We start from the raw sequence: 25,612 nt of genomic DNA, 5'->3' as shown, positions 1-25,612 counted from the left end.
CGAAAATGGACGCGCGGCACGTGATTTCGACCGTTCGGGATGGGGGATGCCCGTCCGAGGATGATCTGCGCGCCTTTGCAGACGGTCTGGCCTCCGGGGATGTCAGCGACGCACAGGCCGGAGCCTTTGCGATGGCCGTCTTGCTAAACGGTCTCGGCGACGAGGGGCGCGTGGCCCTGACGCGCGCGATGCGCGACAGTGGGCACACCTTGAGTTGGGATCTGCCCGGTCCTGTCTTGGACAAGCATTCCACCGGCGGTGTCGGGGATTGCGTGTCGCTGTTGCTTGCCCCGGCGCTTGCCGCGTGCGGCGCCTACGTGCCCATGATCTCGGGGCGTGGGCTTGGGCACACCGGCGGAACACTCGACAAGCTGGAGGCATGTGATGGCCTGCGTGTTCAGGTCTCTGAAGACCGCCTGCGCCGGATCGTAGCAGAGGTCGGCTGCGCGATCGTCGGCGCGACGGGAGAGATCGCTCCGGCGGATCGTCGGCTCTATGCGGTGCGCGATGTGACCGCGACCGTTGAAAGCATCGACCTGATCACGGCGTCGATCCTGTCGAAGAAACTTGCCGCCGGGTTGGACGGCCTTGTTCTGGATGTGAAATGCGGCTCGGGCGCTTTTCTGACGAAGTTTGCACAGGCGCAGGCGTTGGCGCAGGCGTTGACCGCTGCCGCGCAAGGTGCCGGATGCGCGACAAGAAGCCTGCTGACGGATATGAACCAGAGCCTCGCACCCGCTGCCGGAAACGCGTTGGAACTTGCGGTGGTCCTGCGCGTGCTCGATGGACAGGCTTGCGCTTCACGCTTGCTGGAGGTGACATGCGCCCTCGGCGGCGTTTTGCTGACACTTGGCGGCTTGGCAGCCTCGGCGGAGGAAGGGGGGTCGATGGTTGCAGCATCAATCGCTGACGGTCGTGCTGCGGACCGGTTCGAGCGCATGATCGTTGCCTTGGGCGGCGCGCCGGATGTGATGACAGCGGGGCTGGCGCGACTGCCGGAGGCGCCCGTGGTGGTCGAGGTGCCCGCGCCAGAGGATGGCACACTGACCGCTTGTGATACCCGCGTCCTCGGCTGGGCCGTTGTGCAACTGGGTGGCGGACGGATGCGCGAGACAGATCGGGTTGACCCGGCTGTCGGGCTATCGGATCTTCTGCCGCTCGGCACGTCCGTGGTCCGCGGTCAGCCGCTTGCCCGCATCCATGCCGCGCGAGAGACGGATGCGGCCCGCGCGCTGAGCCAGGTTCAAAAGGCGTTTTCAACCGGGTCACGGTACGCGCCGGAGCCGCTGGTCCTGCAAGAGGTCTCCACATGACGCGCGCCTTCCTGATCGTGATGGATTCCGTCGGATGCGGCGGTGCGCCGGATGCGGATGCGTTTGGTGATGGCGGCTCAAACACGCTTGGACACATCGCCGAGGCCTGCGCAGCGGGACGGGCCGATGAAGGACGCGCAGGGCCGCTTGCCATGCCGAACCTTGCGCGGCTCGGCTTGGGCGCGGCCACTGAACTGGCTTCGGGTCTCGCCCCACCGGGGCTTGATGCAGACCCGGTCGGACTTTGGGGGGCGGCAACCGAAGTATCGCCCGGAAAGGACACACCGTCCGGGCACTGGGAGCTTGCCGGAGTGCCGGTTCCCTGGGACTGGAGCTATTTTCCCGACACGCACCCCGCCTTTCCGGCCGAGTTGCTCGACCGTGTGCAAAAGATCGCGGGGATGACCGGAACGCTGGCCAATTGCCATGCCTCCGGCACCGAAGTCATTGCTGCATTCGGGGCGGAGCATCTGCGCACCGGATGGCCGATCTGCTACACCTCGGTCGACAGCGTCTTTCAGATCGCAGCGCATGAAGAGGCGTTCGGGCTCGACCGGCTGCTTGAACTATGCGCAGCGCTCGCGCCATCGCTTCATGCACAGCGTGTGGGGCGCGTGATCGCGCGTCCGTTCGTGGGCACCCCGGAGACAGGATTTACCCGCACCGCAAACCGGCGCGACTATGCCGTTGCGCCCCCAAAGCCGACCTTGTGCGACTGGGCCGCGCAGGACGGGCGCGCGGTCCATGCGATTGGCAAGATCGGCGACATCTTTTCGATGCACGGCATCGCCGATGTGGTCAAAGGACCGGACGCGCGGTTGATGGAGCACCTGGTTGCGGCCACTGAAACCTCCCACGAAGGCAGCCTGACCTTCGCCAATTTCGTGGAGTTTGACAGTCTCTATGGGCACCGGCGCGACGTGGCAGGGTACGCGCGCGCACTGGAATGGTTCGACAGGTGTCTACCGCGTTTCTTCTCGGGTTTGCGCCCTCGCGATTTGGCTCTCTTTACCGCCGACCACGGAAATGACCCGACATGGGACGGCACGGACCACACACGCGAGCGCGTGCCCGTCGTGGGCTGCGGCGTGGGCGCCCGTGCCATCGGTCAGGTGGCGTTCGAGGATGTCGCGGCATCCGTTGCAACGCATCTGGGACTTTCCGAGCGCGGTTCGGGGCGGAGTTTCCTGTGATGCGCAGTATTCTGAAGATCGAACTTCACATGCATCTCGAAGGGGCTGCTCCGCCCTCTTTCATTCGTGGTCTGGCGGCGGAACAGAACATCGACCTGAGCGGTATTTTCGACCGTCAGGGTGGATACGCCTATCGCGACTTCCCGGAGTTTCTTAAGGTGTACGAAGCGGCCTGCACGGTTCTTCGGTCCCCAAGGGATTTCTATCGCCTGACGCGCGCGGTCCTGGCAGAGAGCGCTGCGCACGGCGTGATTTACACCGAGGCGTTTCTTAGTCCCGATTTTTGTGGGCAGCGTGACGTGGCGGCCTGGCGGGAATACCTGGCGGCCATTGCCGAAGCGGCGTCAGATGCTGAAGCGCAGGACGGGATCGTGATGCGGGGGATTGTCACGTGCATACGCCACTTCGGACCCGAAGCTGCGAAGGAAACAGCCATCTGCGCGGCCGAAACAGCCGGACCGTTCCTGACAGGTTTCGGGATGGGCGGTGATGAAACCAAGGGCCATCAGGGCGATTTCGCGTGGAGCTTCGATTGCGCCCGCGAAGCCGGTTTGCGCCTGACAACCCATGCCGGCGAATGGGGTGGGCCGCAGTCTGTGCGCGAGGCGATCGAGGATCTGGGGGTCGAGCGTATCGGGCATGGGGTGCGCGCCATCGAGGATCCTGCGCTTGTGCGCGAGCTTGCCGATCGCGGCACGGTTCTGGAGGTTTGCCCAAGCTCCAATGTTGCTCTTGGGCTTTATCCAGACCTGTCGCGTCATCCGATAGAACCGTTGCGCGCGGCCGGAGTGCCCGTGACAGTCTCCACCGATGATCCGCCATTCTTTCACACCACGATGACGGCTGAGTTCGAACAGCTTGCACTTGCATTCGATTGGGACGTCTCGGATTTCAACACGGTTGCGGAAACCGCGCTGGAGGCTGCGTTCTGTGACGAACAGACCCGTGCGAGACTTCGCAAAACCCTCTCATCCGACCGCGAAAACAAGGACCTTTCATGAGCCAGCACCTGACCGTCGTCGACCATCCGCTTGTGCAGCACAAGCTTACGATCATGCGAGACGTGGCAACCCCGACGCCGGAGTTTCGCAGATTGTTGCAGGAGGTGGCGCTGTTGCTGGCATATGAAGTGACGCGCGATCTGCCGGTTGGCGCGGTGACCATACAGACCCCGATGTCGGAGATGAAGGCACCGAAACTGGCGGGAAAGAAGCTGGCGTTGATATCGATACTGCGCGCGGGCAACGGGTTGCTCGACGGTGTGCTGCCACTTATTCCGTCGGCGCGCGTCGGATTTGTTGGCCTGTATCGCGACGAAGACACGCTGGAACCGGTTCAGTACTACTTCAAGGTTCCTGATGCCCTCGGAGAACGCGACGTGATCGCGTTGGACCCGATGCTGGCAACGGGAAATTCGAGTGTCGCAGCGATTGATCTGCTCAAGGATGCAGGCGCAAAGCGAATCCGTTTCATGTGCCTGCTTGCTGCTCCGGAAGGCGTCGCCCGGATGAAAGACGCGCATCCCGATGTTCCGATCGTGACCGCAGCACTGGACGAAAGGCTCAACGAGAACGGCTATATCGTACCGGGTCTGGGGGACGCCGGGGATCGCATATTCGGGACTGGCTGATCGGTTCAGTTGCCGCAGATTCCTTGCAGGATCACCCACGAATTGTCGTCCAGAACAATCGGTGCCGCGCCATCGGCAAACGGGTCGGCTGCGATCAGATCGCTGGTCGTCTCGCCGGTGATATCTATGGCGCGCGCGTAAGGGGTTGTGGGCAGGCGCGCGCGGGCGAAACCCTCCACCAGCGCCGTATCCCGCAGCGGTGCAGGGGCGGACCGGGCCAGGGTCTGGGCATGGGTTCGCAAGGCCTGTTGCGGCATCTGCCCCGTGGTCAGCAGCCGCAGCACTGCGACCACCCCGGCCTCCTCCAGCAGCACTTCAAACGGGGGCGCACGTTCCGCGCGTTCGCGCGCCGCAACCAGGAATCCGGCAGCAGGTGATGCGGTTTCGAAGTCTTCGACCAGGCGGTGCGACAGAAGGATCATACCGCCCGGCAATTGCAGGCTGTCGGCCACCCCGTCGCGCAGCACCCGTACGGGTGGGGCGCCCGGACCAAGGCTACGCGTGGCCAGCCGGGTCAGCACCGCCGCATCCCCGGGGCGCCCGCAGGGCGGGCCGGTCAAGCGCTGCATCTCGGCAAAGAGCGCCTCGCCCACCGCCGCACGTTGCACCTCCGGAACCACGCGCGCGGCGTGATCGGCAACGGCGCGGGGGAGCCAGAGCGCGCCGATAGCCAGCACGGCGAAGCCGAAAAGGCTGGCCGTGAGCAGCCGCAAACGGCCCGGTTTCGGGTCCGCCCGACGCACAGCCCGTTGAACCCGCTCGATCGCATTGATCATATCGGGATCCGCCACTTCGAGGGTCTCGTCGGCATCCGGTCCGGGGGCGAAGATCGCAGGACGCCCGCCTGGGTTGACGCGTTCGATTGCGGCCAGCGACCAGTGGCTGAGCGGCGCTTCGGACTTGTCCGCGATGACAAGGGTCGCCTGGCCGACGAACACGTAGACGTCGCGCCTCTGGCCTTCCACCGAAGGCCGCCAGAGGCCTGTGGACTCCAGCCTCAGATACTCCTTGAGCGCGGTCACGTCGTCGGCCTGCCTTGTTGTGTGCCTTTGTATTGCCTGCTGCGTTTACCCTTAGCCGGTTGCTCTGTCTGGCTCAATCCGGGAGCGAGGGCTCTGCCCTCGCGCTCCCGAGGTATTTGCGCACAAAAGAAGCCGGTCAGAGGCGTGCTGCGATTTTGCGCAGTTCGAATTTCTGGATCTTGCCTGTGGAGGTTTTGGGAAGCTCCTGAAACACGACCTGCTTTGGCGTCTTGAACCCTGCAAGGCGCTCGCGCGCAAAGGTGATGAGGTCTTCTTCGCTGGTCATCTGGCCATCTTTCAATTCGACAAATGCGCAAGGGACCTCCCCCCATTTGTCATCCGGTTTGGCAACGACGGCGCACAGCATGACTGCGGGATGGTGCATCAAGGCGCCTTCGACTTCTACCGACGAGATGTTCTCGCCACCGGAGATGATGATGTCCTTGGCGCGGTCTGCGATCTGGATGTAGCCATCGGGGTGTTGGAGGGCGATGTCTCCGGAATGAAAATACCCACCTGCAAAAGCCTCCTCGGTGGCGTCAGGGTTCTTAAAGTATCCCTTCATCACCGCGTTGCCGCGGATCATCACTTCGCCGGTGGTTTGCCCATCCAGCGGGATCCGGGACATCTGATCATCCAAGACGGTAATCTCTTCCATCATCGGAAAGGCGACGCCTTGTCGGGCCTTGATCGCTGCGCGCTCCTCTCCGGGCTTGGCATCCCACGCCGGGTCCCAGACACATTCGGTGACATGGCCGTAGGTTTCCGTCAGCCCATAGACCTGCGTGATATTGAACCCGAGTTTTTCGATGGCGGCGAGGGTGGCGGCCGCTGGCGGAGCGCCTGCCGTATATACTTCGATCGTGTGATCGAATGGACGGCGCGCGCTGTCGGGAGCGTTTACGATCATGTTGAGCACGATGGGCGCTCCGCCCATGTGGGTTACGCCTTCGGCTTCGATCGCTGCATAAATCGCGTCGGCGGTGACATCGCGGCAGCAGATGATCGTGCCCCCGAGCAGCGGCATCATCCACGTATGATTCCAGCCATTGCAGTGAAAGAGCGGTACAATCGTGAGCAAGCGCGGGTAGAGCGTGATACGCCAGGAGATCACGGTGCCCATCGTCATCAGATAGGCCCCGCGATGGTGGTAGACGACGCCTTTGGGCCGGCCTGTGGTACCTGATGTGTAATTCAGCGCGAGGCTTTCCCACTCATCCTCCGGCATGAGCCAAGGGAATGCCGGGTCGCCGCCCTGAAGAAAGGTTTCGTATTCTGGATAGGCGCCGGTGGCGTGCACGCCCGCTGCATCATCTGCGACCTCGATCAGTGCGGGTGCAGGCCCGTCCATCAGGTCACAGGCGGCCGCTGCGAGGGGTAGAAACTGCGGATCAACCAGTACAGCCTTCGCCCCGCCATGGTCGAAGATGTAGGCGACTGTATCGACATCCAACCTGATGTTGATCGTGTTGAGCACCGCGCCACAGGCAGGCACACCGAAATGCGCCTCCATCTGGGCGGGGACGTTCGGCAGCAAGGTGGCGACGACGTCGCCGGGCGCGATCCCGGATTGCGCGAGGGCCGAGGCCAGTTGGCTAACGCGGTCATGCATTTGGGCGTAGCTGAACCGGCGCCCCCCGTACACAATCGCTTCGCGGTTGGGAAACACCCGGGCGGCCCGTTGCAAATGCGACAGCGGCGTCAGCGGCACATGGTTTGCGGCCCGCTTGTTCAGCCCGCCCTCATCACTCAGCCATCCCATATCGATCCTCCCCGACCGTTTTTTCCGAATAGACGCCCCGGGGCGGGCGTGGTCAACTCCCCCGAGCGCGAAGGGTAGGTCAATGTCAGTCGAGGAAAATCGCATAAAGGAGTCCGCCGCCCTGATCGTTGCGGCGATGGCCATTATCGGCGTCATCGACAACTACGTGCGGTTCATCGCCGAAGACGCCGGTTTGTGGCAGTTCCACGCGGTGCGAAGCGTGATGGTTCTGGTGCTGGTCTTCGGGGGCGGGCTGGTTCTGGGATGGCGCTGGCGCGTCGTGCGTCCCTGGGCGGTCCTGTTCCGATCCAGCCTCGTTGCGACATCGATACTTCTTTATTTCGGCGCTCTGGCGGTTCTGCCGATTGCGACAGCGGGGGCGGGGTTGTTCAGTTCGCCTATCTTCGTGCTGTTGATTTCGGTCCTTGTGCTGCGCGCACCGGTTGGCCCATGGCGGATTGCGGCGGTTCTGATCGGGTTCTGCGGGATGCTGCTGGTCCTGCGCCCCGGTGGCGCGGGATTCGAGCCGGTCGCATTGATCGCGATCCTCGCGGGCGCATTTTACGCGAGCGGCACGCTTGCGACCCGCCGACTTTGCGCGCAGGAGGAGCCGCACGTTCTGACCGCCGCGTTCTTTGCAATGGTGGGGCTTTTCGGCGTCATAGGCCTTGTGGTTCTTGGCGCGACGGATGGGCCAGACTTCTTTCGGACTGGCTGGCAGCCGATCACCCCGCGGTTCCTGCAGCTTACCGCCTTGCAGGCGATCGGATCGCTCGTGGCGGTCGCCTGCCTTGTGCGGGCCTACCAGATCGCCGACCCGAGCTTCACGACGATCTTCGAGTATACATTTCTGATCTTTGCCGGTCTGTGGGCATGGCGCGTTTTCGGCGAATTGCCGGACGCTCCGGCGCTGATCGGCATCGCCCTGATCGTGGTTGCTGGCGTGGTCATCCTGGTGCGCAGTCGCAAGCCGGAGCCGTAGCGTCCCGCAGCAGAAAGATGCGGGACACCAGCGCCGCAAAAGCCTTGCCGGTGTCCCGCGTGTCGGATCAAGCGGCAGCCTTTGCCGGTGCCCCGAACCGCCCGTAGAAGCTTTCGTCCTTGGCGGCCAGATCGCGCAGTAACTCAGGGGTGGTGAACCGTGCGCCATGCGCTTCGGTCAGGCCATCGCAAATCTCGACAGCCTTTTCCGCGCCGATCATGTCCAGCCAGCTGAAGGGGCCGCCCGACCAAGGTGCGAAGCCCCAGCCGAGGATCGCGCCAACATCCCCTTCTCGGATGTCCATCAGGACGCCGTCTTCCAATGCGCGCACCGCTTCAAGCACCTGTGCCATCAACAGACGGTGCTGCACGGTGATAAGGTCGGGTTGGTTGTCAGCCACCGTGAACTTGTCGGCCAGACCTTCCCAGAGAAGCCCGCGCTTGCCCTTGTCATCATAGCTGTAGAAGCCTGCGTTGGATTTCTTGCCCAAGCGACCCTCGTCCGCCATCCAGAACAGAACCTCGTCCACCGCGCCATCGGGATAGGCATCGCCCATTGCTGCGCGGGTGGCCTTGGCGATCTTGACGCCCAGATCGATCGAGGTCTCATCGACCAGCTGCAGCGGACCCAGCGGCATGCCGAGCAGCTTTGCTGCGTTCTCAACCAATGCCGGCTCCACACCTTCGGCGACCATCCGGATGCCTTCGTTGATATAGGGGATGATGCAGCGGTTGGCGTAGAAGAACCGCGCGTCGTTGACCACAATCGGTGTCTTGCGGATCTGCCGCACGAAATCGAGAGCTTTGGCCACCGCGCGGTCTCCGGTCTGCTTGCCGCGAATGATCTCCACCAGCAGCATCTTGTCCACTGGCGAGAAGAAGTGGATGCCGATGAACTGCTCAGGGCGTGAGGACGCCTTGGCGAGATCAGAGATCGGCAGGGTGGAGGTGTTGGTCGCGAAGATGGCGGTGTCCGCGATCACGGCTTCTGCCTTCGCGGTCACCTCGGCCTTCACGCCGGGGTCTTCGAACACGGCCTCGACCACCAGGTCGCAGCCCTCAAGCGCGGCATAGTCCGTGGTCGCAGTGATGCGCGACAGGACCTGTTCCTTTTTCTCGGGCGTGACTTTCTTGCGGGTGATCCCCTTGTCGAGGATGCCTTCGGAATAAGCCTTGCCCCGATCCGCAGCATCCTGGGCCGCATCGATCAGCACCACCTCGATCCCGGCATTGGCCGAGACGTAGGCGATGCCGGCGCCCATCATGCCTGCACCCAGAATGCCGACCTTCTGAACTCTCTGGTCGTCAACGCCTGCGGGACGCACCGCGCCTTTTTCAAGCGCTTCCTTGTTGATGAAGAGAGACCGGATCATCGCCGACGAAGACGGGTTCATCAGCACGTTGGTGAACCAGCGCGCCTCGATCTTCAGGGCGGTGTCGAAGGGGACGAGCGCCCCTTCGTAGACGGCGCTCAGCAGCGCCTTGGCCGCCGGGTACGCGCCCTTGGTCTTGCCGTGGATCATCGCCGAGGCGCCGACGAATGTCATGAAACCCGCGGGGTGATACGGCGCACCGCCGGGGAACTTGTACCCCTTCTGATCCCAGGGCTTGACGATATCGGCATCAGTCGCCGACAGCACCCAGGCCTTGGCCGCGGCTTGCAACTCGTCTGCGGGGACAACCTCGTCGACGATCCCCGCCATCTTGGCTTTCTTGGGGTCTGAGAGCTTGCCTTCCAGAAGGATGGGGGCCGATTGCATCAGGCCCAGCTTGCGCGAGATCCGCATGGTGCCACCCGCGCCGGGGAAGATACCGACCATGATCTCCGGAAGGCCGATCTTGGCTTTCGGGTTGTCGGCGGCAAAGATCCGGTGGCAGGCCAGCGGGATTTCCAACCCGATACCAAGCGCCGTGCCGGGCAGGGCGGCCGCGATGGGCTTGCCGCCTTTGTTGGTCTTGGGGTCCATGCCCGCGCGTTCGATCTTGCGCAGGATGGCGTGCATGTCCATCACACCGGTGAACAGCCCTTGCGCAGGATTGTCGCCCGCGTCGTCCTTCATCTTGGCGATGACGTTCAGGTCCATGCCGCCGGCAAAACTGTCTTTGCCCGATGTGATGATGATGCCTTTGACCGCGTCATCGGCAAGCGCTTTGTCGACCAGCGCATCGAGGTCAACGAACCCCTGCTGGTTCATCACGTTCATGGACTTGCCCTGCACATCCCATGTGATTGTCGCGACGCCGTCGGCGTCCACTGCGTAAGAAAAATCGCTCATCTGTCCGTCTCCCTTACACGCGTTCGATGATGGTGGCGGCACCCATGCCGGAGGCCACACAGAGGGTGGCAAGGCCGGTTCCTTTGCCGGAGCGTTCCAACTCGTCCAGCAGCGTGCCGAGGATCATGGCGCCGGTCGCGCCAAGCGGGTGGCCCATCGCAATCGCACCGCCATTCACGTTGACCTTGTCATGGTCCACGTCGAACGCCTGCATGAAGCGCAGAACGACGGACGAGAAAGCCTCGTTAACCTCGAATAAATCAATGTCCGAGATGCTCATGCCCGTATCGGCCAGAATCTTTTCAGTGGCGGGAACAGGCCCGGTCAGCATGATCGTGGGATCCGTGCCGATCTTGCACGTCGCCTTGATGCGCGCGCGGGGCCTGAGCCCGTGCGCCTCACCGAAAGCTTTGTTGCCGATCAACAGGGCCGCCGCCCCGTCCACAATGCCGGAGGAGTTCCCGGCGTGGTGGATATGCTCTATCTTTTCCAGATGCGGGTACTTCATCAGCGCGATGGCATCAAAGCCCGGCATCTGCTCCCCCATGTCCTTGAACGCCGGCTTCAGCCCGCCGAGCGACTGCATGTCCGTTTGCGGGCGCATGTATTCGTCATGATCCAAAATGGGCAGGCCGTTCTGGTCGCGCACGGTGATGATCGATTTGTCGAACCGCTTGTCATCCCAGGCTGCCTTCGCGCGCTGTTGGGAGGCCATGGCAAGTGCGTCGGCATCATCGCGTGAAAACCCGTACTCGGTCGCGATGATGTCAGCCGAGATGCCTTGTGGGACGAAATAGCTGTCCATCGCGATGGAGGGATCAACGGCGATTGCCGCTCCGTCCGAGCCCATGGCCACGCGGCCCATCATCTCCACCCCGCCGGCGATATAGGCATCGCCTCCGCCGCCGCGCACCTGGTTTGCCGCGATGTTCACCGCCTCAAGCCCGGATGCGCAAAACCGGTTGATGGCAAGGCCGGGGATGGATTCGTCAAGGTCAGAGGCCAACACGGCCGTGCGGGCGAGGCAGCCGCCCTGTTCCATCACCTGCGTGACATTGCCCCAGATCACGTCCTCGACCGCATGCCCTTCGAGGCCATTGCGGTCTTTCACGGCGTTCAACGTCAAAGCGGACAGGCGCGCTGCGGTCACTTCATGCAGGCTGCCATCCTTGCGGCCTTTGCCGCGAGGGGTGCGCACGGCGTCATAGATGTAAGCTTCGGTCATAGGTCCTCCGGTCATGCCGCCGCCGGAAAGGCGCGGGGCATAAGGTCATAGGGGTGTTTCCAGCCGGGTTGGGCGGCAATGCCGTCCAGCCAGCGGTCGATATTGGGAAAGTCTTTGCGGTCGAACCCGAAGGGCTCGGGATAATAAAGGTACGAGCAACACGAGATATCAGCGGCGGTGATCGCGTTGCCAACCAGCCACTCGCGCCCTTCGAGCGCGCCCTCCAGCGTCCTGTACGCGCCTTTGTTGCGGCCCTGAAGCCAGCCAATGACCTCGGTCGGGCGTTTGTCCTCGGGGACGAAGTTCATCATGAACCGGGTCACGCCGAGCATCGAGGACAGCTTGTGATTGTCCCAAAGCACCCAGCGCCACACATCGCGCCGCTGGGCTGTATCCTGCAACCCGAACTTACCCGTCTTCTCGGACAGGTAGTCGAGGATGACGCCCGATTGGGTCAGCGTCAGATCACCGTCGACAAGAACGGGGCATTCGCCCATCTCGTTCCGCGCGAGGTGTTCCGGACTGCGGCCCGCGCCCTTGAAGAAGTCGACATACACAGGCGCCCAGTCAATCCCGGCAAGGGTCAGGCCAAGGGCGGCTTTGTAGGAGTGTCCGGATTCACCGAAGCAGTAAAGCTGCATGGTCATGCGTCCGCCCCCTTCGTTGCGCCACTGGATGGTTTGTACTTCGAGTATTTTTGCAAAGAAGACGCGAAGAAAGCCGCCGTTAACCTTAACACGTGCACCTTCAGCATGCGGTACAGGCTGGAGAGCCGATGACCGCCAAAGGAGAAGTCGCCCCTGCGGCCGTCTAACCAGAGGCGTATTGGCAGGGGCGCGCCTTTCACTTCTTCTTTGTCGAAATACTCATGGCGACCGTGTCTGTTCTGGCCGAGCGTTTCGTGAAGCGCGCTCACAGCGCCCTCCCGATCAGTTCTTTCATGATCTCGTTCGTGCCGCCGTAGATGCGCTGCACGCGCGCGTCCGACCACATCTGGGCGATGTCGTATTCGGCCATGTAGCCATAGCCGCCGTGCAGTTGCACGCACTCGTCGATCACTTCTCCCTGTGTGTCAGTCAGCCAATACTTGGCCATGGCGGCCTTCTCGACTGACAACTCGCCACGCATGTGCTCCGAGATGCATTCGTTCAGAAACGCGCGGGCCACGGTGGCCTTGGTCTGACATTCGGCCAGTTTGAACCGCGTGTTCTGGAATTGCAGGATCGGGCCACCGAAAGCCTGACGTTCCTTGGCATAGGCGATGGTGCGTTCGACCGCGCCTTCCATCGCGCCAACCGCTCCGGCCGCGATGATCAGCCGTTCCTGCGGAAGCTGCGTCATCATCTGGTAGAAGCCGCGGCCTTCTTCCCCGCCAAGGATGTTTTCCGGCGGTATCTCGACATTATCGAAGAAGAGCTCGGACGTATCGGCTGCGTGCATGCCGACCTTGTGCAGGTTTTTGCCGCGGGAGAAGCCTTCGGCGCCCTCGGTTTCCAGCACGACCAGCGACACGCCCTTCGCGCCCTCGGACGGGTCCGTCTTTGCAGCGACCACGATCAGGTTGGCGTGCTGCCCGTTCGTGATGAAAATCTTCGATCCGCTCAGCTTGTACGCGTTGCCGTCCTTGATCGCGCGGGTCTTGATGCCTTGCAGGTCCGAGCCTGCGCCCGGTTCGGTCATGGCAAGCGCACCGACCATTTCTCCCGACACCATTTTTGGCAGCCATTTCTTCTTCTGCTCTTCCGAGCCGTATTCGAGGATGTAATGCGCCACGATCCCGGAATGGATGCCGTGGCCTGCGCCCCATGCGGACAGATTGGTGCGCGCAATCTCGATCAGGATGGCGGCCTCGTGCCCGAAATCGCCACCCGGTCCGCCGTATTCTTCGGGGATCGAGGGGCACAGCAAGCCCAACTCTCCCGCTTGCTGCCAGATTTCACGATCCATCTCGCCCTGGTCGCGCCACCGCTCGAAATGCGGGGCCCATTCGGTCGTGATGAAATTGTTGGTCATCTCCGCGAGCATCGCGTGCTCTTCGGTCATCCAATCTGTGCTCATGGTCCCCCCGGTTGTTTTGTCAGTCTCGTTGATGGGCCAGCGCCGCCTGCCAAAGTCGCAGGCGATGCGTAAGGTTGTCGTCATCCGTGACGCTGTCGAAATTCTCGAACACGAAAGACAGGAAATCGCCTTCGCTCATCTGCGCTTCGCCCGCCAGTTTTCTAAGCCGCCGGTAGCCATCCTCGGTCATGGCGGCTGGGAAGCGTCGGGTGAGGCGGATGCGTTTGGCCATTGATGTCTCTCCTTTAGGTGGGGCCGGCCGGATCGGGCCGGACCCGGACCTTAGAAGTTCGCAGCCTCCAGCGCCATCACAGGCTCCGCACCAGACGTGATGCGCGCCAGATGCGTCCCGGTCATCGGCAGTTGCCGCGCCATGTAGTAGCGACCTGTCGCGATCTTCGTCTCGTGGAACTCGGTATCGGTGTCCCCGGCGTCCAGTGCCGCCATCGACGCCTTGGCCATCTTCGCCCACATGAGACCCAGGCACACATGGCCGAAGAGATGCATGAAGTCATAGGACCCGGAGAGCGCGTTATTGGGGTTCTTCATACCCTCGGCCATGAAGTACATGCCGGCTGCTTGCAGGTCTTTCGACGCGGTCTTGAGCGGGTCGAGGAAGCCGGTTTTCAGATCGGCGTTGCCTTCGTTTTCCTTGATGAAGCCCTTCACCAGCGCGAAGAAATCCATGACGGTTTTGCCGCCGTTCAGACCCAGCTTGCGCCCGACGAGGTCCAGCGACTGGATGCCATTTGTGCCTTCGTAGATCATCGTGATCCGGGCATCGCGAACGAATTGTTCCAGACCCCATTCCTGCGTGAAACCTGACCCGCCAAGCGTCTGCTGGGCCAGCACCGTGGTCTCGAATCCCTTGTCGGTCAGGAAGCCCTTCAGCACCGGGATCAGGAGCGAGATCATGTCCTCGGCTTCCTTGGAGTTGTTGCGGTGCGCCTCATCAATCAGGGTCGCACCCCAGAACGCAAAAGCCCGCGCGCCCTCGACGAAGGACTTCTGGTCCATGAGGTTCCGGCGCACATCAGGGTGCACGATGATCGGGTCGGCCGCTTTTTCCGGTGCTTTCACGCCGGTCACATCGCGGCCCTGCAAGCGGTCAAGCGCGAAGCCGAGCGCATTTTCATAGGCCACCGCGCCTTGTGCGTAGCCCTGGGTGCCCACCGCCAGACGCGCCTCGTTCATCATGGTGAACATGGCGCGCATGCCTTTGTTCACCTCGCCAATCAGGTAGCCCTTGGCGCCGTCGTAGTTCATGACGCAGGTGGCGTTTCCGTGGATGCCCATCTTGTGTTCAAGACCGCCACAGGAAAGTGCGTTTCGCTCGCCCAGGCTGCCATCTTCGTTGACGATGAATTTCGGCACGATGAACAGGCTGATGCCTTTGACACCTTCTGGTCCGCCCGGGATCTTCGCAAGCACCAGGTGGATGATATTATCGGTCATGTCGTGTTCACCGGCGGAGATCCAGATCTTCTGCCCGGTGATGGCGTAGGTGCCGTCGTCCTGCGGTTCTGCCTTGGTGCGGATCAGGCCCAGATCGGTACCGCATTGCGGCTCGGTCAGATTCATGGTGCCGGACCAGTCGCCAGCGATCATCTTGGGCAGATACGTGGCCTTCTGCGCCTCTGATCCGTGCGCATGGATTGCCGACATCGCCCCGTGCGTCAGGCCATTGTACATCTGGAACGCCATGTTGGCGGCGCTGAACATCTCACCGGTGGAGGTCAGCATGATGTTCGGCATGCCTTGGCCGCCATACTCAGGATCCATATCGAGACCGGTCCAGCCACCTGCGCGCATCTCGTCATAGGCGGCCTTGAACCCTTCGGGTGTGCGTACGACTCCGTTTTCCAAGGTGCAGCCCTGCGCGTCCCCCACCGTATTGAGCGGCTGCAAGACGTTGGTCGCCAGTTTCCCGGCTTCCTCTAGGATCGCATTGGTGAAATCACGATCCAGTTCGTCATAGCCGGGGATATCGCGCGCCGAGACGTTCAGCACGTCGTGCAACAGATACTGCATGTCCTTGGTGGGCGGGGTGTAGGTCGGCATTGTGGTCTCCCGTCGGGTGCGCGCTCAGGCGGCGGCGTTTTCTTTGGCTTTGAGGGAAACGATCATCTCTTCCCCCCATTTGAGTTGTTCGCGAAGCTCGTCGATGGCTTCGTCCAGTTCGGCACGCTGGCGTTCCATATCGGCAAGCCGCTCGCGCGCGATGTCATAGGTTTTTGTCAACTGTGCGAGTTGCCGGTCGCCCCGGTCATAGAGGTCCAGCAACTGCCGGATTTCCTCGAGGCTGAACCCGAAGCGTTTGCCGCGCAGGATCAGTTTCAGACGTGCGCGGTCGCGACGCGTGAACAGGCGCTTCTGGCCGTCGCGCTTGGGAAAGAGCAGTTCTTTGGATTCGTAAAAACGCAGGGTACGAGGGGTGACATCGAAATCGTCACACATGTCCCTGATGGATTTGTACTCGGTATCGGTCATAACAACATTCTCCTCGGAAGCAGGGTGCATGTGCCTCCGCAGGATGCGATATACAAGATCAGATGACGTTTACGTAAGCGGGACGTCGCGTCACTTCAGGCGCATCCTGCGAAATACGGACAATCGAACCACCCTGCGTTTAATTGCGGCCCATGGCGAACTGTCTGGGCAACCAGATCCGTGTGCATCGGGCTTGACAGGGCGTTGGACCGACACCACCGCCGACACTGTCAATCTCCGGCGGAGGCCACCTCGTCGCGCAGGGTTCGCAAGTCTTCGATCGTGCGGTCCAACTCGTCGCGCTGCCTCTGAAGCTCCTCGAGCTTGAGCGTCGCGTTTTCGACCCAGACCTTGTTCTGCACTTCCGTGCCCTGATGGTCGTACATCAGCAGCCATTGCCGGATCTCTTCGAGGCTGAACCCGAACCGGCGTCCGCGCAGGATCAGCTTCATGCGTGCAACCTCGCGCGCAGTGTAGAACCGCGCTCGTCCCTCCCGGATCGGGGAGAGAAGTTCGATATACTCGTAGTAACGCAAGGTACGCGGCGTCACGTCGAAACGGGCGCACATGTCCTTGAAGCTGATCGTTTCCTCCGCCATGCTCCCTCCCAAGGCTTGGCTTCCGGCGTTCTTTATATTTGACGCAACGCGCTAAGGGTGCAAGGGCAATGGCCGCACGAGGGAAACTTGCCCGAGGATTCATGACAGGCACAGACAAAGCCCGCATCGCATCACAGTTCATCGCGTTTCTTCCGCACGCCAAGGCGCTGAACATGCGCATCGAGGAAGTCGGCGAAGGAGTTGCCGTGATTTCCATGCCCTATGACCAAAAACTGGTCGGCGACACCCGCACCGAAGTGATCCATGGCGGCGCGGTATCGGCATTGATGGATACCTGCGGCGGGGCTGCGGTCATGAGCCACCCGGACGCCCCCGGGGGAACCGCCACGATCGACTTGCGGATCGACTATATGCGCGCGGCCACGCCCCATCACCGGATCACCGCACGGGCGGAATGTCACCACATCACCCGCAACGTGGCTTTCGTGCGCGCCGTCGCAATGGACGAGGATACGGAGCGCCCGGTCGCCATGGCCACAGGGGCCTTCACTGTTGAGCCTTCCAAAGGGGACGGATCATGAGCCGCGCGAAGCCCGAGCCGATGCAAGTGGTCAAGCAACGCCGCGACGGGGCCTTGCGCGCGCTTGTCGAAGGCGTGCCCTATGTGCAGTTTCTGGGGGTGACGGTTGACCGGCGCGGGGATGAGTTGACGGCAATCCTGTCCTTTGATGACAAGCTGATTGGCAATCCGCTTCTGCCCGCGATCCACGGCGGCGTCACGGCCGCCTTCCTGGAAGTCACCGCCCAGATAGAGGTCAGCTGGGCGATGCTGTGGGACGATCTGGAGGCGGGTCGCATCGACGCGACGACGCTGTCGCAAGAAACTCTGCCGCGCCTGCCCAAAACCATCGATTTCACCGTGGATTATCTGCGTTCGGGCCTGCCGCGGGACGCGTATGCGCGTGCGCGCGTCACCCGGCTCGGCCGCCGCTATGCAACGGTGTTTGCCGAAGCATGGCAGGACAATGCGCAACGTCCTTTTGCGCAAGCAACAGTGCACTTCCTGATGCCTGCGCGTGACGTCTAGGATCATGCGCGACACGGCACCGCTCACCCATCGGCGGGTGCTCAACATCGCTGTGCCAATTGTCATTTCGAACGCTACAGTGCCGATCCTTGGGGCGGTGGACACGGGCGTGGTGGGGCAGATGGGGCAAGCTGCGCCTATTGGCGCGGTCGGGATCGGGGCGATCATTCTTACCGCGATCTACTGGATTTTCGGCTTCCTGCGCATGGGCACCACTGGTCTGGCGGCGCAAGCCCTCGGGCGCAGGGACTTGCCCGAAGTTGCCGCGCTTCTGTCGCGTGCGTTGCTGATTGCCGGAGTGTTCGGCGTTCTGCTGATCGTGCTGCGCGTGCCGGTTTTCTGGGGTGCCTTCCAGCTTGCCCCTGCTAGCCCCGAGGTCGAGGCACTCGCGCGATCCTACATGGACATCCGAATCTGGTCCGCCCCCGCGGCGATCGCGATTTACGGCATTACAGGCTGGTTGATCGCGGCAGAACGCACGCGGGCTGTGCTGGTTCTGCAGGTCTGGATGAATGGCGTGAACATCGTGCTGGACCTTTGGTTTGTCCTCGGCCTTGGCTGGGGGGTCGAAGGCGTCGCCATCGCCACCTTTATCGCTGAGTGGAGCGGTCTGGCGTTGGGCCTGTGGCTATGTCGCGCTGCGTTTCGGCAGCCTGACTGGCGCAATGCCGCGCGGGTGTTCGACAAGACGCGGCTGATCCAGATGAGCGTCGTCAATGGCGATATCCTGATCCGCTCGGTCCTTCTGCAAGCCGCATTCGTGTCTTTTCTGTTCTTTGGTGCAGGTCTCGGCGATGTGACGCTCGCCGCCAATCAGGTTCTGCTACAATTCCTGCACATCACCGCCTATGCGCTCGACGGGTTCGCCTTTGCGGCCGAAGCGCTGGTGGGGCAGGCGGTCGGCTCTGCCTCCGTTGCACGGCTCCGGCAAGGCGCACGACTGGCGACGGTCTGGGCACTGGTCAGTGTTGTTGCCCTTGCGCTTGGCTTCGCGTTGTCAGGTCCGTGGTTGATCGACACGATGACAACCGCGCCGGATGTGCGCGATGCCGCGCGCGCTTACCTGCCCTGGATGGTGGTCGCCCCGCTTCTAGGTGTTGCCGCCTGGATGCTGGATGGCATCTTTATCGGCGCGACCCGCACGCGCGACATGCGTAACATGATGGCGCTGTCTTTTCTCACCTATCTGGTCGCGCTTGCTGTTCTGCTGCCCGCCTTTGGCAACCACGGACTGTGGGCGGCGATGATGGTGATGTTCGTGGTCCGCGCGCTGACCCTTGCGTGGCGCTACCCGGCGTTGGAAGCAAGCCTCGCCCCCGCCATGGGTTCAAGCCGTTAAGTCGTCCGGCGACTGGCAACCTGCGGCCTCAACATGCGCACTGTTACACCACCTCCAGAACACGCTCCGGCGGGCGACCAATCACGGCACCTTTTGGCGTGATCGCAACCGGTCGTTCGATCAGGATCGGGTGGGCAACCATTGCGGCCAGCACTGCCGCGTCATCCGACGCCCTCGTCAGCCCCGCCTCCTTGAAGGCAGCCTCACGGGTGCGTGCCATGCCGAGCGCGGTGAGGCCAAGCACGACTTGGACGTCGCGCAGGTCTTGCAGGCTCGGTGTGTCCTCAAGATAGCGTCGCACGAGAACCGTGTGTCCGGCATCCTCCAAAAGGGCCAGAGCCGCCCGCGATTTCGAGCATCGCGGGTTATGCCAGAGCGTCACATCAGTCACAGCCAATCCTCCATTCCCGTCCCGACAGCCTCGGCCACCGTCTCGAAGCCATCCCGTGCAAGCAACCGGTCGAGGCCAGTGACGATACCGGCCACGAGACTCATCCCACCATAAACAAGCGCGGTGTAAAGCTGCACCGCCGAAGCACCGGCACGTATCTTGGCGTAGGCTTGCTCTGCCGAGCCGACGCCGCCAACGCCGATCAGCGGAACTGTGCCTTCGGTCAGGCGGCGCATCTGCGCCAGAACACGTGTCGAGCGATCGAACAAGGGCGCGCCGGACAGCCCGCCGCCTTCGGTCTTGTGTGCGGATGCCAACCCCGCCCGCGACAGCGTGGTGTTTGTCGCGATGATCGCATCGATCTGTCCTTCGCGTGTTATGGCAGCGATATCCTCCAAGCCCGCCTCATCCAGATCCGGAGCAATTTTCAGGAACACGGGGACAGGGTGGTCGAGGCCGTCCCGCGCGGTCACGACGCCCTCCAGAAGACTGCGAAGGGCGTCTGCCCCCTGCAGGTCGCGCAAACGCTCGGTATTTGGGGAGGACACGTTGACGGTCGCGAAATCCACATGGGGCCCGCATATCCGCAAGACATCCGCGAAATCCGCCGCCCGGTCGACACTGTCCTTGTTGGCACCGAGGTTCAGTCCGACAATCGCGTCTGAGGGGCGTCGGGCGAGGCGGGCGGCGATTGCCTCCGACCCATCGTTGTTGAACCCGAACCGGTTGATCGCAGCCTTGTCCTCGCTCAGCCGAAACAGGCGTGGGCGTGGGTTGCCGGGTTGCGGGCGCGGCGTTGCGGCACCCACCTCGATGAAGCCGAACCCCGCGCGGCCCAATGCCCCCAGGGCTTCGGCGTTTTTGTCAAACCCGGCGGCCAGCCCTACCGGGTTCGGCAGCGCCAAACCGGCAATCTCGGTCTTCAGGCGCGTGCTGGTAAGCGGTCCGGACCGGGGGCCAAGCCCCGCGTTCAACGCCTTCAGCGCCAGGCCATGCGCGGTTTCGGGATCAAGGCTGCGCAGGGCGCGCAGCCCGACCTGTTCCAATAGGCTCATCCCAAATCCTCAGGCAGGACATGCACACCGTCGGGCCCCAGCGGTATGGGTTGCACCCACAAAACGTCCGCCGATGTCATCTCGCGATAAAGATGCGGGAACAAAGCCCCGCCGCGCGACGGCTCCCATTTCAGCGCATCGCCGAGCGCGTCGGCCTCAAGCCCGAGAAGGACCAGATCAGACTCCCCGGCGAAGTGCTTTGCCGCTGTTTCGGCAACCTGCGCGGCGGTCGAGAAATGGATGTACCCATCGGCCAGATCGACCGGGGCGCCGGCGGTCTTGCCCGCCGCTTCGAAGGCCGAGAACTCCTCGGCGCGGAAGATTTTGTAGATTTGCATGGGCCTTCTTTGCGGTCCCGGCTGGGCAACGTCAAGCCGACCGCGACAGGCCCTTTGACACTCCCGGTTTTTGCCGCCACGCTTTCGTTACAAAAGCTTTAAACAGGGGGTTATCCGAATGCATCGGATTCTGACGTCTGCCGCGGTTTTGGCGCTCTCTTCAGGGATCGCATCCGCCGAGTACAGTCTGCATATCATTCACATCAACGATCTGCACAGTCGGATTGAGTCGATCAACCGGTTCGACAGCACCTGCTCGGCCGAGGACGAGGGCGAAGGCAAGTGCTTTGGCGGCGTGGCGCGCGTGGCCACCAAGATCAACGAGCTGCGCGACCAGCTGACCGCGGACGGCCAGAACGTGATCGTTCTGGATGCGGGCGACCAGTTTCAGGGCTCGCTGATGTACTCGACCTACAAAGGCGAGGTCGAGGCAGAGTTCATGGAGAAGATTGGCTTTGACGCCATGGCGGTCGGCAACCACGAGTTCGACGATGGGCCAATCAAGCTGCGCGAGTTCACCGACCGGGTCAGCTTCCCCGTGATCTCAGGCAATCTGGATTTGTCTGCCGAAGAGCTTCTAAAGGACCACGTGATGGACCATGTGGTTCTTGAGGTCGGCGGCGAGCGGATTGGTATCGTCTCTGCATTGGCGGTTGATACGGTCGAAACCTCCTCGCCCGGTCCGAATGTGATCTTCCAGAACGAGATCGAAGCCCTACAGCAGGACGTGTCAGAGCTTGAGGCCGCTGGTGTCAACAAGATCATTGCGCTGACCCATGTCGGTCTGCCAAAAGACATGGCAATTGCGGAAGCCGTTTCCGGGCTTGACGCTGTTGTTGGTGGTCATTCGCACACGCTTCTTGGCAATGACAATGAAGACGCCTCGGCGCCTTATCCGGTCATGGTCGGCGATGTGCCTGTGGTGCAGGCCTATGCCTATTCGAAATACGTCGGCCATCTTGAGCTGACATTTGACGACGCAGGCAATGTGACTGCGGCTACTGGCAACACCATCGTACTGGACGCATCGATTGAACCCGACGCCGAGATTGTCGCACGTGTCTCGGAACTGGCGGGTCCGATTGAAGAATTGAAAGCGCAGCGTGTTTCGGATGCGGCCTCTCCAATCGAAGGGGACCGGTCTGTTTGCCGTGCGATGGAATGCGAGATGGGCAATCTTGTCACCGACGCCATGCTTGCGCGCGTTGCTGACCAAGGCATTCAGATCGCGTTCCAAAACGGTGGGGGTCTTCGTGCGTCCATCGATGAGGGTGAGATCACCATGGGCGAAGTGCTGACTGTGCTACCGTTCCAGAATACGCTGTCGACCTTCCAGGCGACTGGCCAAATGCTCATCGACGCGTTGGAAAACGGGGTCAGCAAGTATGACGAAGGGGCGGGTCGCTTCCCGCAGGTTGCCGGCATGACCTTCACCTGGGACCCCAGCGCCGAGGCTGGCAGCCGGATCACCGAAGTTATGGTGGTTGATGGCGACACCTCCGTCCCAATCGACCCCGCAGCGACTTATGGTGTGGTCACAAACAACTACGTGCGCAACGGCGGCGATGGTTACGCCATGTTCGCAGGCGACGACAAGAACGCCTATGATTTTGGCCCAGACCTTGCAGATGTGGTCGCAGAGTATCTGGCCGAAGCGGGCGGTGCTTATGAGCCGTTTACCGAAGGCCGGATCAAACAGGTCGAGTAACCCCGACCACTTTCGGCACGAACGGCGCGCAGGCTTTGCGCGCCGTTTTTTGTTGCCGTGGCGGGGCAAAAACGGCACCACGTTTGAATGGCCGAGCCCCTGAGCGCCCCCAAATCCATGATCCCGATCCTGTCGGCGGCGAATTTCGTGATCGGAATGGGCGCGTTCGTGGTCGTGGGGCTGCTGGAGCCGCTGGCCGATGATCTGGGCATCACGCCCGCGCGCGCCGGGTTGATGATGACCGTTTATGCGTTGGCCTACGCGATTTCCTCACCGATCCTTGTTGCCGCCACGGGGCGGGTCGGTCGACGCAAGATTCTGTTCTTGGGGCTCGGTGTTTTTGCGGTCGGCATGCTGGGCTGCGCGCTTTCAACCGCAGAGGGCGCTTTGTGGCTCTCACGGATCATTGCAGCTGCGGGGGCGGGTATCTTCACGCCCGTGTCTGCCGCCGTGGCCGCAGGCCTCAGCGCGCCTGAGCGCAGGGCCAGCGCGCTGGCGGCCGTGTTTTTCGGTATCACGCTGGCGCAGGTTGCGGGCATCCCGGTGGGCGCTTTCATCGCGTACGAAATCGGGTGGCGCCCGGCTTTTTGGGTTGTCCTGGCGTTGTCCGTTCCATGCCTGTGGCTGGTCTGGACCCGTGTGCCGCGCGGCTTGCAGTTCCAGCCGGTTGCACTTGTCGATCTCCGGCGGGTTCTGAAGCAGGGACCGTTGATGCTGGCAGTGGCTTTCACGTCGGTTTTTCTGGGTGCCATTTACGTTGTTTACACGTTCATGGCCCCGGTTCTTGCCGCGCAGATGGGCTTCGGCAGTACGATGATTTCACTCGCCTTGCTGATCTTCGGCGGCGGGGCCGTGATCGGGAACATCGTCGGCGGTGCGCTGGCCGACCGCATCGGACCGGAACGCACGCTGATGATGCTGTGCATCAGCCAGATCGCTTTGATGCCGGTGTTTTCCTTTTTGCCGCTGGCCCTTCCGGTGGTGCTTGGTCTGATTATCGCCTGGTCGGTCTGCGGCTGGTCGTTCATGGCCCCGCAGCAGGCACGCCTGATCTCGCGCGCGCCTGATGTTGCGCCCGTGGTCCTGTCCTTGAATGCGGCGGCCATATATGTCGGCGCTGCGGTCGGATCCGCACTTGGGGGTGGTGTGCTGAACCTGGCGGGGCAGGGTGCCCTTGGCGTCGCGGGCTCCGCAGTCGGATTGCTGGCTCTGCTGACGCTTTGGGTCGCGCGGCCTCGCGGCTAGTGCAGGGTACGCGGGGTCCGTCGATCAGGTGCGGGCAGTTCCATGCAGCGAATATGCAAAGACAACTGGGTCATGTGATCCACCAGCGCCGGTGCGAGATCCGGGCGCACCAGAAGCATCGCCAGCAGCAAAGCATGCTCTCTGTCCGGACTCAGCGCCTCCTCTCCGAGAGTTGCAAACAAATGCTCGTCCTGATTGACCAGATCGTCATCCGAGGGGCGCAGCGTCAAAGGTCGTGGCCCACAGCGATCGATCAACGACACGGACTGTTCCATCGCGCGCAAGGCGACCCGTGCCCGCGGCGTGCCCAGTCTGTTGGCCAGCAGTGTCCAGACAGCGTTCTTGCCATCTGTGCCCGTGGTCCACATGCGGATAAGGCGAATGAATTGCGTCTGCGTAGGGGGCAAGCCGTCCAGCAGAACAAGGCCGGACGCGCTCCAGCGTTCCAGGCTCATTCGGAAAGTTCCAAGTCGGACGTGCACATGGCGCTAATGCTGACTAAAAAAGTCAGAAATAGCAAGATGTATTTGCACGGGCGCTGTCCGAACCCGTCTCAGCCCATGCCCTGTGCGATCAGACTTGCCAAAAGCAACAGGAACACGCCTGCTGGAACCGCCCACCGGCTGGCCAAAAAGATGCGTGCGTACCGCATTGTAGTCCCCTCTCCGGCCCGAAGTTTCCTTTACAGGGGCGGGGCGCGCCATGATCTGGGGCAAGTCACCGTGGTTTCGGGGTGATCAGGCTGGTTTGTCGCAGATGTCCAGACTAGGCTGGGGCCATGTGCGGACGGTTTGCATTGACTTTGCCCACCGAGGCGATGGCGCAACTATTTGGCGCGACGCCATCGAATGATCTGCCACCGATACCGAATTTCAACATCTGCCCCACCACCCAAGTCGCCGTGGTCACTGCGGACGGACATGGCCGCCGTCTGCGCCCGATGCGCTGGGGATTCCTGCCGCATTGGTACAAATCACCGACGGATGGCCCGTTGCTGATCAACGCGCGGGCAGAGACGCTGGCAGACAAACCGGCCTTTCGCGCCGCCTGCCGTACGCGGCGATGCCTGATCCCCGCAACCGGGTTTTACGAATGGACCAAGGATGCCGATGGTAGCAGGCTGCCTTGGTACATTGCGGCATCAGATGGGGCACCGACAGTTTTTGCCGGCATCTGGCAGGACTGGGAACAGGCCGATACGATGCTGACCACATGCGCAATCGTGACCACGGCGGCAAACTCGCACATGGCTCGCATCCACCACCGGATGCCCCTCAGTCTGGAGGCAAAAGACTGGCCGCTTTGGCTGGGAGAGGCCGGTAAGGGTGCTGCGCAACTGATGCACCCTGCGCCGAACAGCCGGTTTACGTACTATCGGGTCGATCCGCAGGTGAACTCCAATCGCGCATCTGGCCCTGGCCTGATCGCACCTTTGGCAGCGTAGGATGGCAAAAAAAGCGCCGCCCGAAGGCGGCGAGATACACTTGGGAAATCGGTGTGCACAGGGCAGCGCGCGTGCACGGCGCAGACCGCCCTGCGTGTCAGCTAGCGCGCGAACCTTGGGCGTGGGGTGACAGAATTGTGGCACTTTCGTGTCAAATGAAACCGGATGCCCGCTCGGGTGTCCGAAAAGCGAACGGGCACGGTCCGATCGCGCGCAAACAAAGCAAGGTCGTCTGCCGGACCTGTCATGCACATTGGTCGGGGCTTCGGATGACCCTGTTTTTCTGGCTCAACTGTCCCTTTTTGTCCCAGTGACGAAGCCTTGACCTCGGCGGGGCCATCCAATAGGTGAATCGTCAGACTGCGGGCGTTGTGTAGTGGTAAGACCTTAGCCTTCCAAGCTAATGACGCGGGTTCGATTCCCGCCGCCCGCTCCAAAATTTTCTGAGGGGCCGCGTACCGGGGTGGGCCGCGCATCCCTCCGATGTCTGAGTGA

Annotated in this window: 26 protein-coding genes and 1 tRNA gene; 12 read left to right on the top strand and 15 right to left on the bottom strand. The window is 62.2% G+C overall.

The genetic code is table 11. The features are described from left to right. The first annotated feature begins 5 nt into the window (after positions 1-5). Genes ACP15N_RS05315 through upp form a run of 4 tightly spaced genes read left to right on the top strand, consistent with a single transcriptional unit; the run spans position 6 to position 4,136 of the window. Positions 6-1,313, top strand: coding sequence for a thymidine phosphorylase (locus ACP15N_RS05315; RefSeq protein WP_425091177.1), 1,308 nt, complete (start codon positions 6-8; stop codon positions 1,311-1,313). Further along, positions 1,310-2,506, top strand: coding sequence for a phosphopentomutase (locus ACP15N_RS05310; RefSeq protein ID WP_425091176.1), 1,197 nt, complete (start codon positions 1,310-1,312; stop codon positions 2,504-2,506). Before ACP15N_RS05315 ends, ACP15N_RS05310 begins: the two co-directional genes overlap by 4 nt. Beyond that, positions 2,506-3,507 carry an adenosine deaminase gene (locus ACP15N_RS05305; RefSeq protein ID WP_425091175.1) on the top strand — a complete coding sequence of 334 codons (1,002 nt, stop codon included), beginning with the start codon at positions 2,506-2,508 and terminating at the stop codon, positions 3,505-3,507. Before ACP15N_RS05310 ends, ACP15N_RS05305 begins: the two co-directional genes overlap by 1 nt. Then, positions 3,504-4,136 (top strand): uracil phosphoribosyltransferase, encoded by a 633-nt coding sequence (upp, locus tag ACP15N_RS05300; protein ID WP_425091174.1) that lies wholly within the window; start codon positions 3,504-3,506, stop codon positions 4,134-4,136. The genes ACP15N_RS05305 and upp overlap by 4 nt, the downstream gene beginning before the upstream one ends. Positions 4,137-4,141: 5 nt before the next feature. On the opposite strand, the gene ACP15N_RS05295 is transcribed toward upp, so the two are convergent. Next, positions 4,142-5,158 (bottom strand): hypothetical protein, encoded by a 1,017-nt coding sequence (locus ACP15N_RS05295; RefSeq protein WP_425091173.1) that lies wholly within the window; start codon positions 5,156-5,158, stop codon positions 4,142-4,144. 136 nt (positions 5,159-5,294) lie between these two features. Then, the gene (locus tag ACP15N_RS05290; RefSeq protein ID WP_425091172.1) at positions 5,295-6,920 is read right to left on the bottom strand and encodes an AMP-binding protein; all 1,626 of its coding nucleotides are present in this window, start codon (positions 6,918-6,920) and stop codon (positions 5,295-5,297) included. Between the two features lie 82 nt (positions 6,921-7,002). Between ACP15N_RS05290 and ACP15N_RS05285 the strand changes: the two genes are divergently transcribed. Then, the gene (locus ACP15N_RS05285; protein WP_425091171.1) at positions 7,003-7,902 is read left to right on the top strand and encodes a DMT family transporter; all 900 of its coding nucleotides are present in this window, start codon (positions 7,003-7,005) and stop codon (positions 7,900-7,902) included. A gap of 67 nt (positions 7,903-7,969) precedes the next feature. Here the strand turns inward: ACP15N_RS05285 and ACP15N_RS05280 are convergent, their stop codons facing one another. From ACP15N_RS05280 to ACP15N_RS05240, 9 genes are all read right to left on the bottom strand, one after another. After that, a complete protein-coding gene (locus ACP15N_RS05280) occupies positions 7,970-10,177 on the bottom strand; it encodes a 3-hydroxyacyl-CoA dehydrogenase NAD-binding domain-containing protein (protein WP_425091170.1) in 2,208 nt (735 codons plus the stop codon). A 13-nt stretch (positions 10,178-10,190) separates the two neighbouring features. Continuing rightward, positions 10,191-11,402 (bottom strand): acetyl-CoA C-acetyltransferase, encoded by a 1,212-nt coding sequence (locus ACP15N_RS05275; protein WP_425091169.1) that lies wholly within the window; start codon positions 11,400-11,402, stop codon positions 10,191-10,193. A gap of 11 nt (positions 11,403-11,413) precedes the next feature. Then, on the bottom strand, positions 11,414-12,049 hold the full coding sequence (locus ACP15N_RS05270) for a glutathione S-transferase family protein (protein WP_425091168.1): 636 nt from the start codon (positions 12,047-12,049) through the stop codon (positions 11,414-11,416). Further along, entirely contained in the window at positions 12,046-12,318 is a 273-nt protein-coding gene (locus ACP15N_RS05265; protein WP_425091167.1) for a hypothetical protein, read from the bottom strand. Before ACP15N_RS05265 ends, ACP15N_RS05270 begins: the two co-directional genes overlap by 4 nt. Then, positions 12,315-13,460, bottom strand: coding sequence for an acyl-CoA dehydrogenase family protein (locus ACP15N_RS05260; protein ID WP_425091166.1), 1,146 nt, complete (start codon positions 13,458-13,460; stop codon positions 12,315-12,317). The genes ACP15N_RS05265 and ACP15N_RS05260 overlap by 4 nt, the downstream gene beginning before the upstream one ends. Positions 13,461-13,479: 19 nt before the next feature. Next, positions 13,480-13,692 carry a hypothetical protein gene (locus tag ACP15N_RS05255; protein ID WP_425091165.1) on the bottom strand — a complete coding sequence of 71 codons (213 nt, stop codon included), beginning with the start codon at positions 13,690-13,692 and terminating at the stop codon, positions 13,480-13,482. A gap of 50 nt (positions 13,693-13,742) precedes the next feature. Further along, positions 13,743-15,521, bottom strand: coding sequence for an acyl-CoA dehydrogenase C-terminal domain-containing protein (locus ACP15N_RS05250; protein WP_425091164.1), 1,779 nt, complete (start codon positions 15,519-15,521; stop codon positions 13,743-13,745). Between the two features lie 24 nt (positions 15,522-15,545). Continuing rightward, the gene (locus ACP15N_RS05245; RefSeq protein WP_425091163.1) at positions 15,546-15,950 is read right to left on the bottom strand and encodes a MerR family transcriptional regulator; all 405 of its coding nucleotides are present in this window, start codon (positions 15,948-15,950) and stop codon (positions 15,546-15,548) included. 230 nt (positions 15,951-16,180) lie between these two features. Continuing rightward, positions 16,181-16,549, bottom strand: coding sequence for a MerR family transcriptional regulator (locus ACP15N_RS05240; RefSeq protein WP_425091162.1), 369 nt, complete (start codon positions 16,547-16,549; stop codon positions 16,181-16,183). A 101-nt stretch (positions 16,550-16,650) separates the two neighbouring features. Here ACP15N_RS05240 and ACP15N_RS05235 point away from each other — a divergent pair, with 101 nt between their 5' ends. The 3 genes from ACP15N_RS05235 to ACP15N_RS05225 are packed head-to-tail and all read left to right on the top strand — an operon-like array spanning position 16,651 to position 18,936. Beyond that, complete coding sequence (locus ACP15N_RS05235) at positions 16,651-17,091, top strand: PaaI family thioesterase (protein WP_425091161.1); 441 nt, start codon at positions 16,651-16,653, stop codon at positions 17,089-17,091. Beyond that, entirely contained in the window at positions 17,088-17,597 is a 510-nt protein-coding gene (locus tag ACP15N_RS05230) for a PaaI family thioesterase (RefSeq protein WP_425091160.1), read from the top strand. Before ACP15N_RS05235 ends, ACP15N_RS05230 begins: the two co-directional genes overlap by 4 nt. Positions 17,598-17,601: 4 nt before the next feature. Next, positions 17,602-18,936 carry an MATE family efflux transporter gene (locus ACP15N_RS05225; RefSeq protein WP_425091159.1) on the top strand — a complete coding sequence of 445 codons (1,335 nt, stop codon included), beginning with the start codon at positions 17,602-17,604 and terminating at the stop codon, positions 18,934-18,936. A 43-nt stretch (positions 18,937-18,979) separates the two neighbouring features. Here ACP15N_RS05225 and arsC read toward each other — a convergent pair whose 3' ends face one another. The 3 genes from arsC to ACP15N_RS05210 are packed head-to-tail and all read right to left on the bottom strand — an operon-like array spanning position 18,980 to position 20,720. After that, the gene (gene arsC / locus ACP15N_RS05220; protein ID WP_425091158.1) at positions 18,980-19,327 is read right to left on the bottom strand and encodes an arsenate reductase (glutaredoxin); all 348 of its coding nucleotides are present in this window, start codon (positions 19,325-19,327) and stop codon (positions 18,980-18,982) included. Then, positions 19,324-20,382 carry a quinone-dependent dihydroorotate dehydrogenase gene (locus tag ACP15N_RS05215; protein ID WP_425091157.1) on the bottom strand — a complete coding sequence of 353 codons (1,059 nt, stop codon included), beginning with the start codon at positions 20,380-20,382 and terminating at the stop codon, positions 19,324-19,326. Before ACP15N_RS05215 ends, arsC begins: the two co-directional genes overlap by 4 nt. Then, on the bottom strand, positions 20,379-20,720 hold the full coding sequence (locus ACP15N_RS05210) for a DUF952 domain-containing protein (RefSeq protein ID WP_425091156.1): 342 nt from the start codon (positions 20,718-20,720) through the stop codon (positions 20,379-20,381). Before ACP15N_RS05210 ends, ACP15N_RS05215 begins: the two co-directional genes overlap by 4 nt. Positions 20,721-20,838: 118 nt before the next feature. Between ACP15N_RS05210 and ACP15N_RS05205 the strand changes: the two genes are divergently transcribed. Both ACP15N_RS05205 and ACP15N_RS05200 read left to right on the top strand, forming a co-directional pair. Beyond that, positions 20,839-22,428 (top strand): bifunctional metallophosphatase/5'-nucleotidase, encoded by a 1,590-nt coding sequence (locus ACP15N_RS05205; protein ID WP_425091155.1) that lies wholly within the window; start codon positions 20,839-20,841, stop codon positions 22,426-22,428. An 87-nt stretch (positions 22,429-22,515) separates the two neighbouring features. Continuing rightward, positions 22,516-23,673: an MFS transporter gene (locus ACP15N_RS05200; protein ID WP_425091154.1), complete on the top strand. Its 1,158-nt coding sequence runs from the start codon at positions 22,516-22,518 to the stop codon at positions 23,671-23,673. Here ACP15N_RS05200 and ACP15N_RS05195 read toward each other — a convergent pair. Next, positions 23,670-24,128 carry a hypothetical protein gene (locus tag ACP15N_RS05195; RefSeq protein ID WP_425091153.1) on the bottom strand — a complete coding sequence of 153 codons (459 nt, stop codon included), beginning with the start codon at positions 24,126-24,128 and terminating at the stop codon, positions 23,670-23,672. The genes ACP15N_RS05200 and ACP15N_RS05195 overlap by 4 nt on opposite strands. 323 nt (positions 24,129-24,451) lie before the next feature. Between ACP15N_RS05195 and ACP15N_RS05190 the strand changes: the two genes are divergently transcribed. Continuing rightward, positions 24,452-25,117 (top strand): SOS response-associated peptidase, encoded by a 666-nt coding sequence (locus ACP15N_RS05190; RefSeq protein WP_425091152.1) that lies wholly within the window; start codon positions 24,452-24,454, stop codon positions 25,115-25,117. A gap of 362 nt (positions 25,118-25,479) precedes the next feature. After that, a tRNA-Gly gene (locus ACP15N_RS05185) sits at positions 25,480-25,553 on the top strand. Positions 25,554-25,612 lie beyond the last annotated feature (59 nt).

Origin of the sequence: Tropicimonas sp. S265A (assembly GCF_049800835.1) — a bacterium.
Taxonomy (GTDB): domain Bacteria; phylum Pseudomonadota; class Alphaproteobacteria; order Rhodobacterales; family Rhodobacteraceae; genus Dinoroseobacter.
Note: the sequence above shows the minus strand (reverse complement) of the source record. Positions and strands in the feature narration are given on the sequence as shown.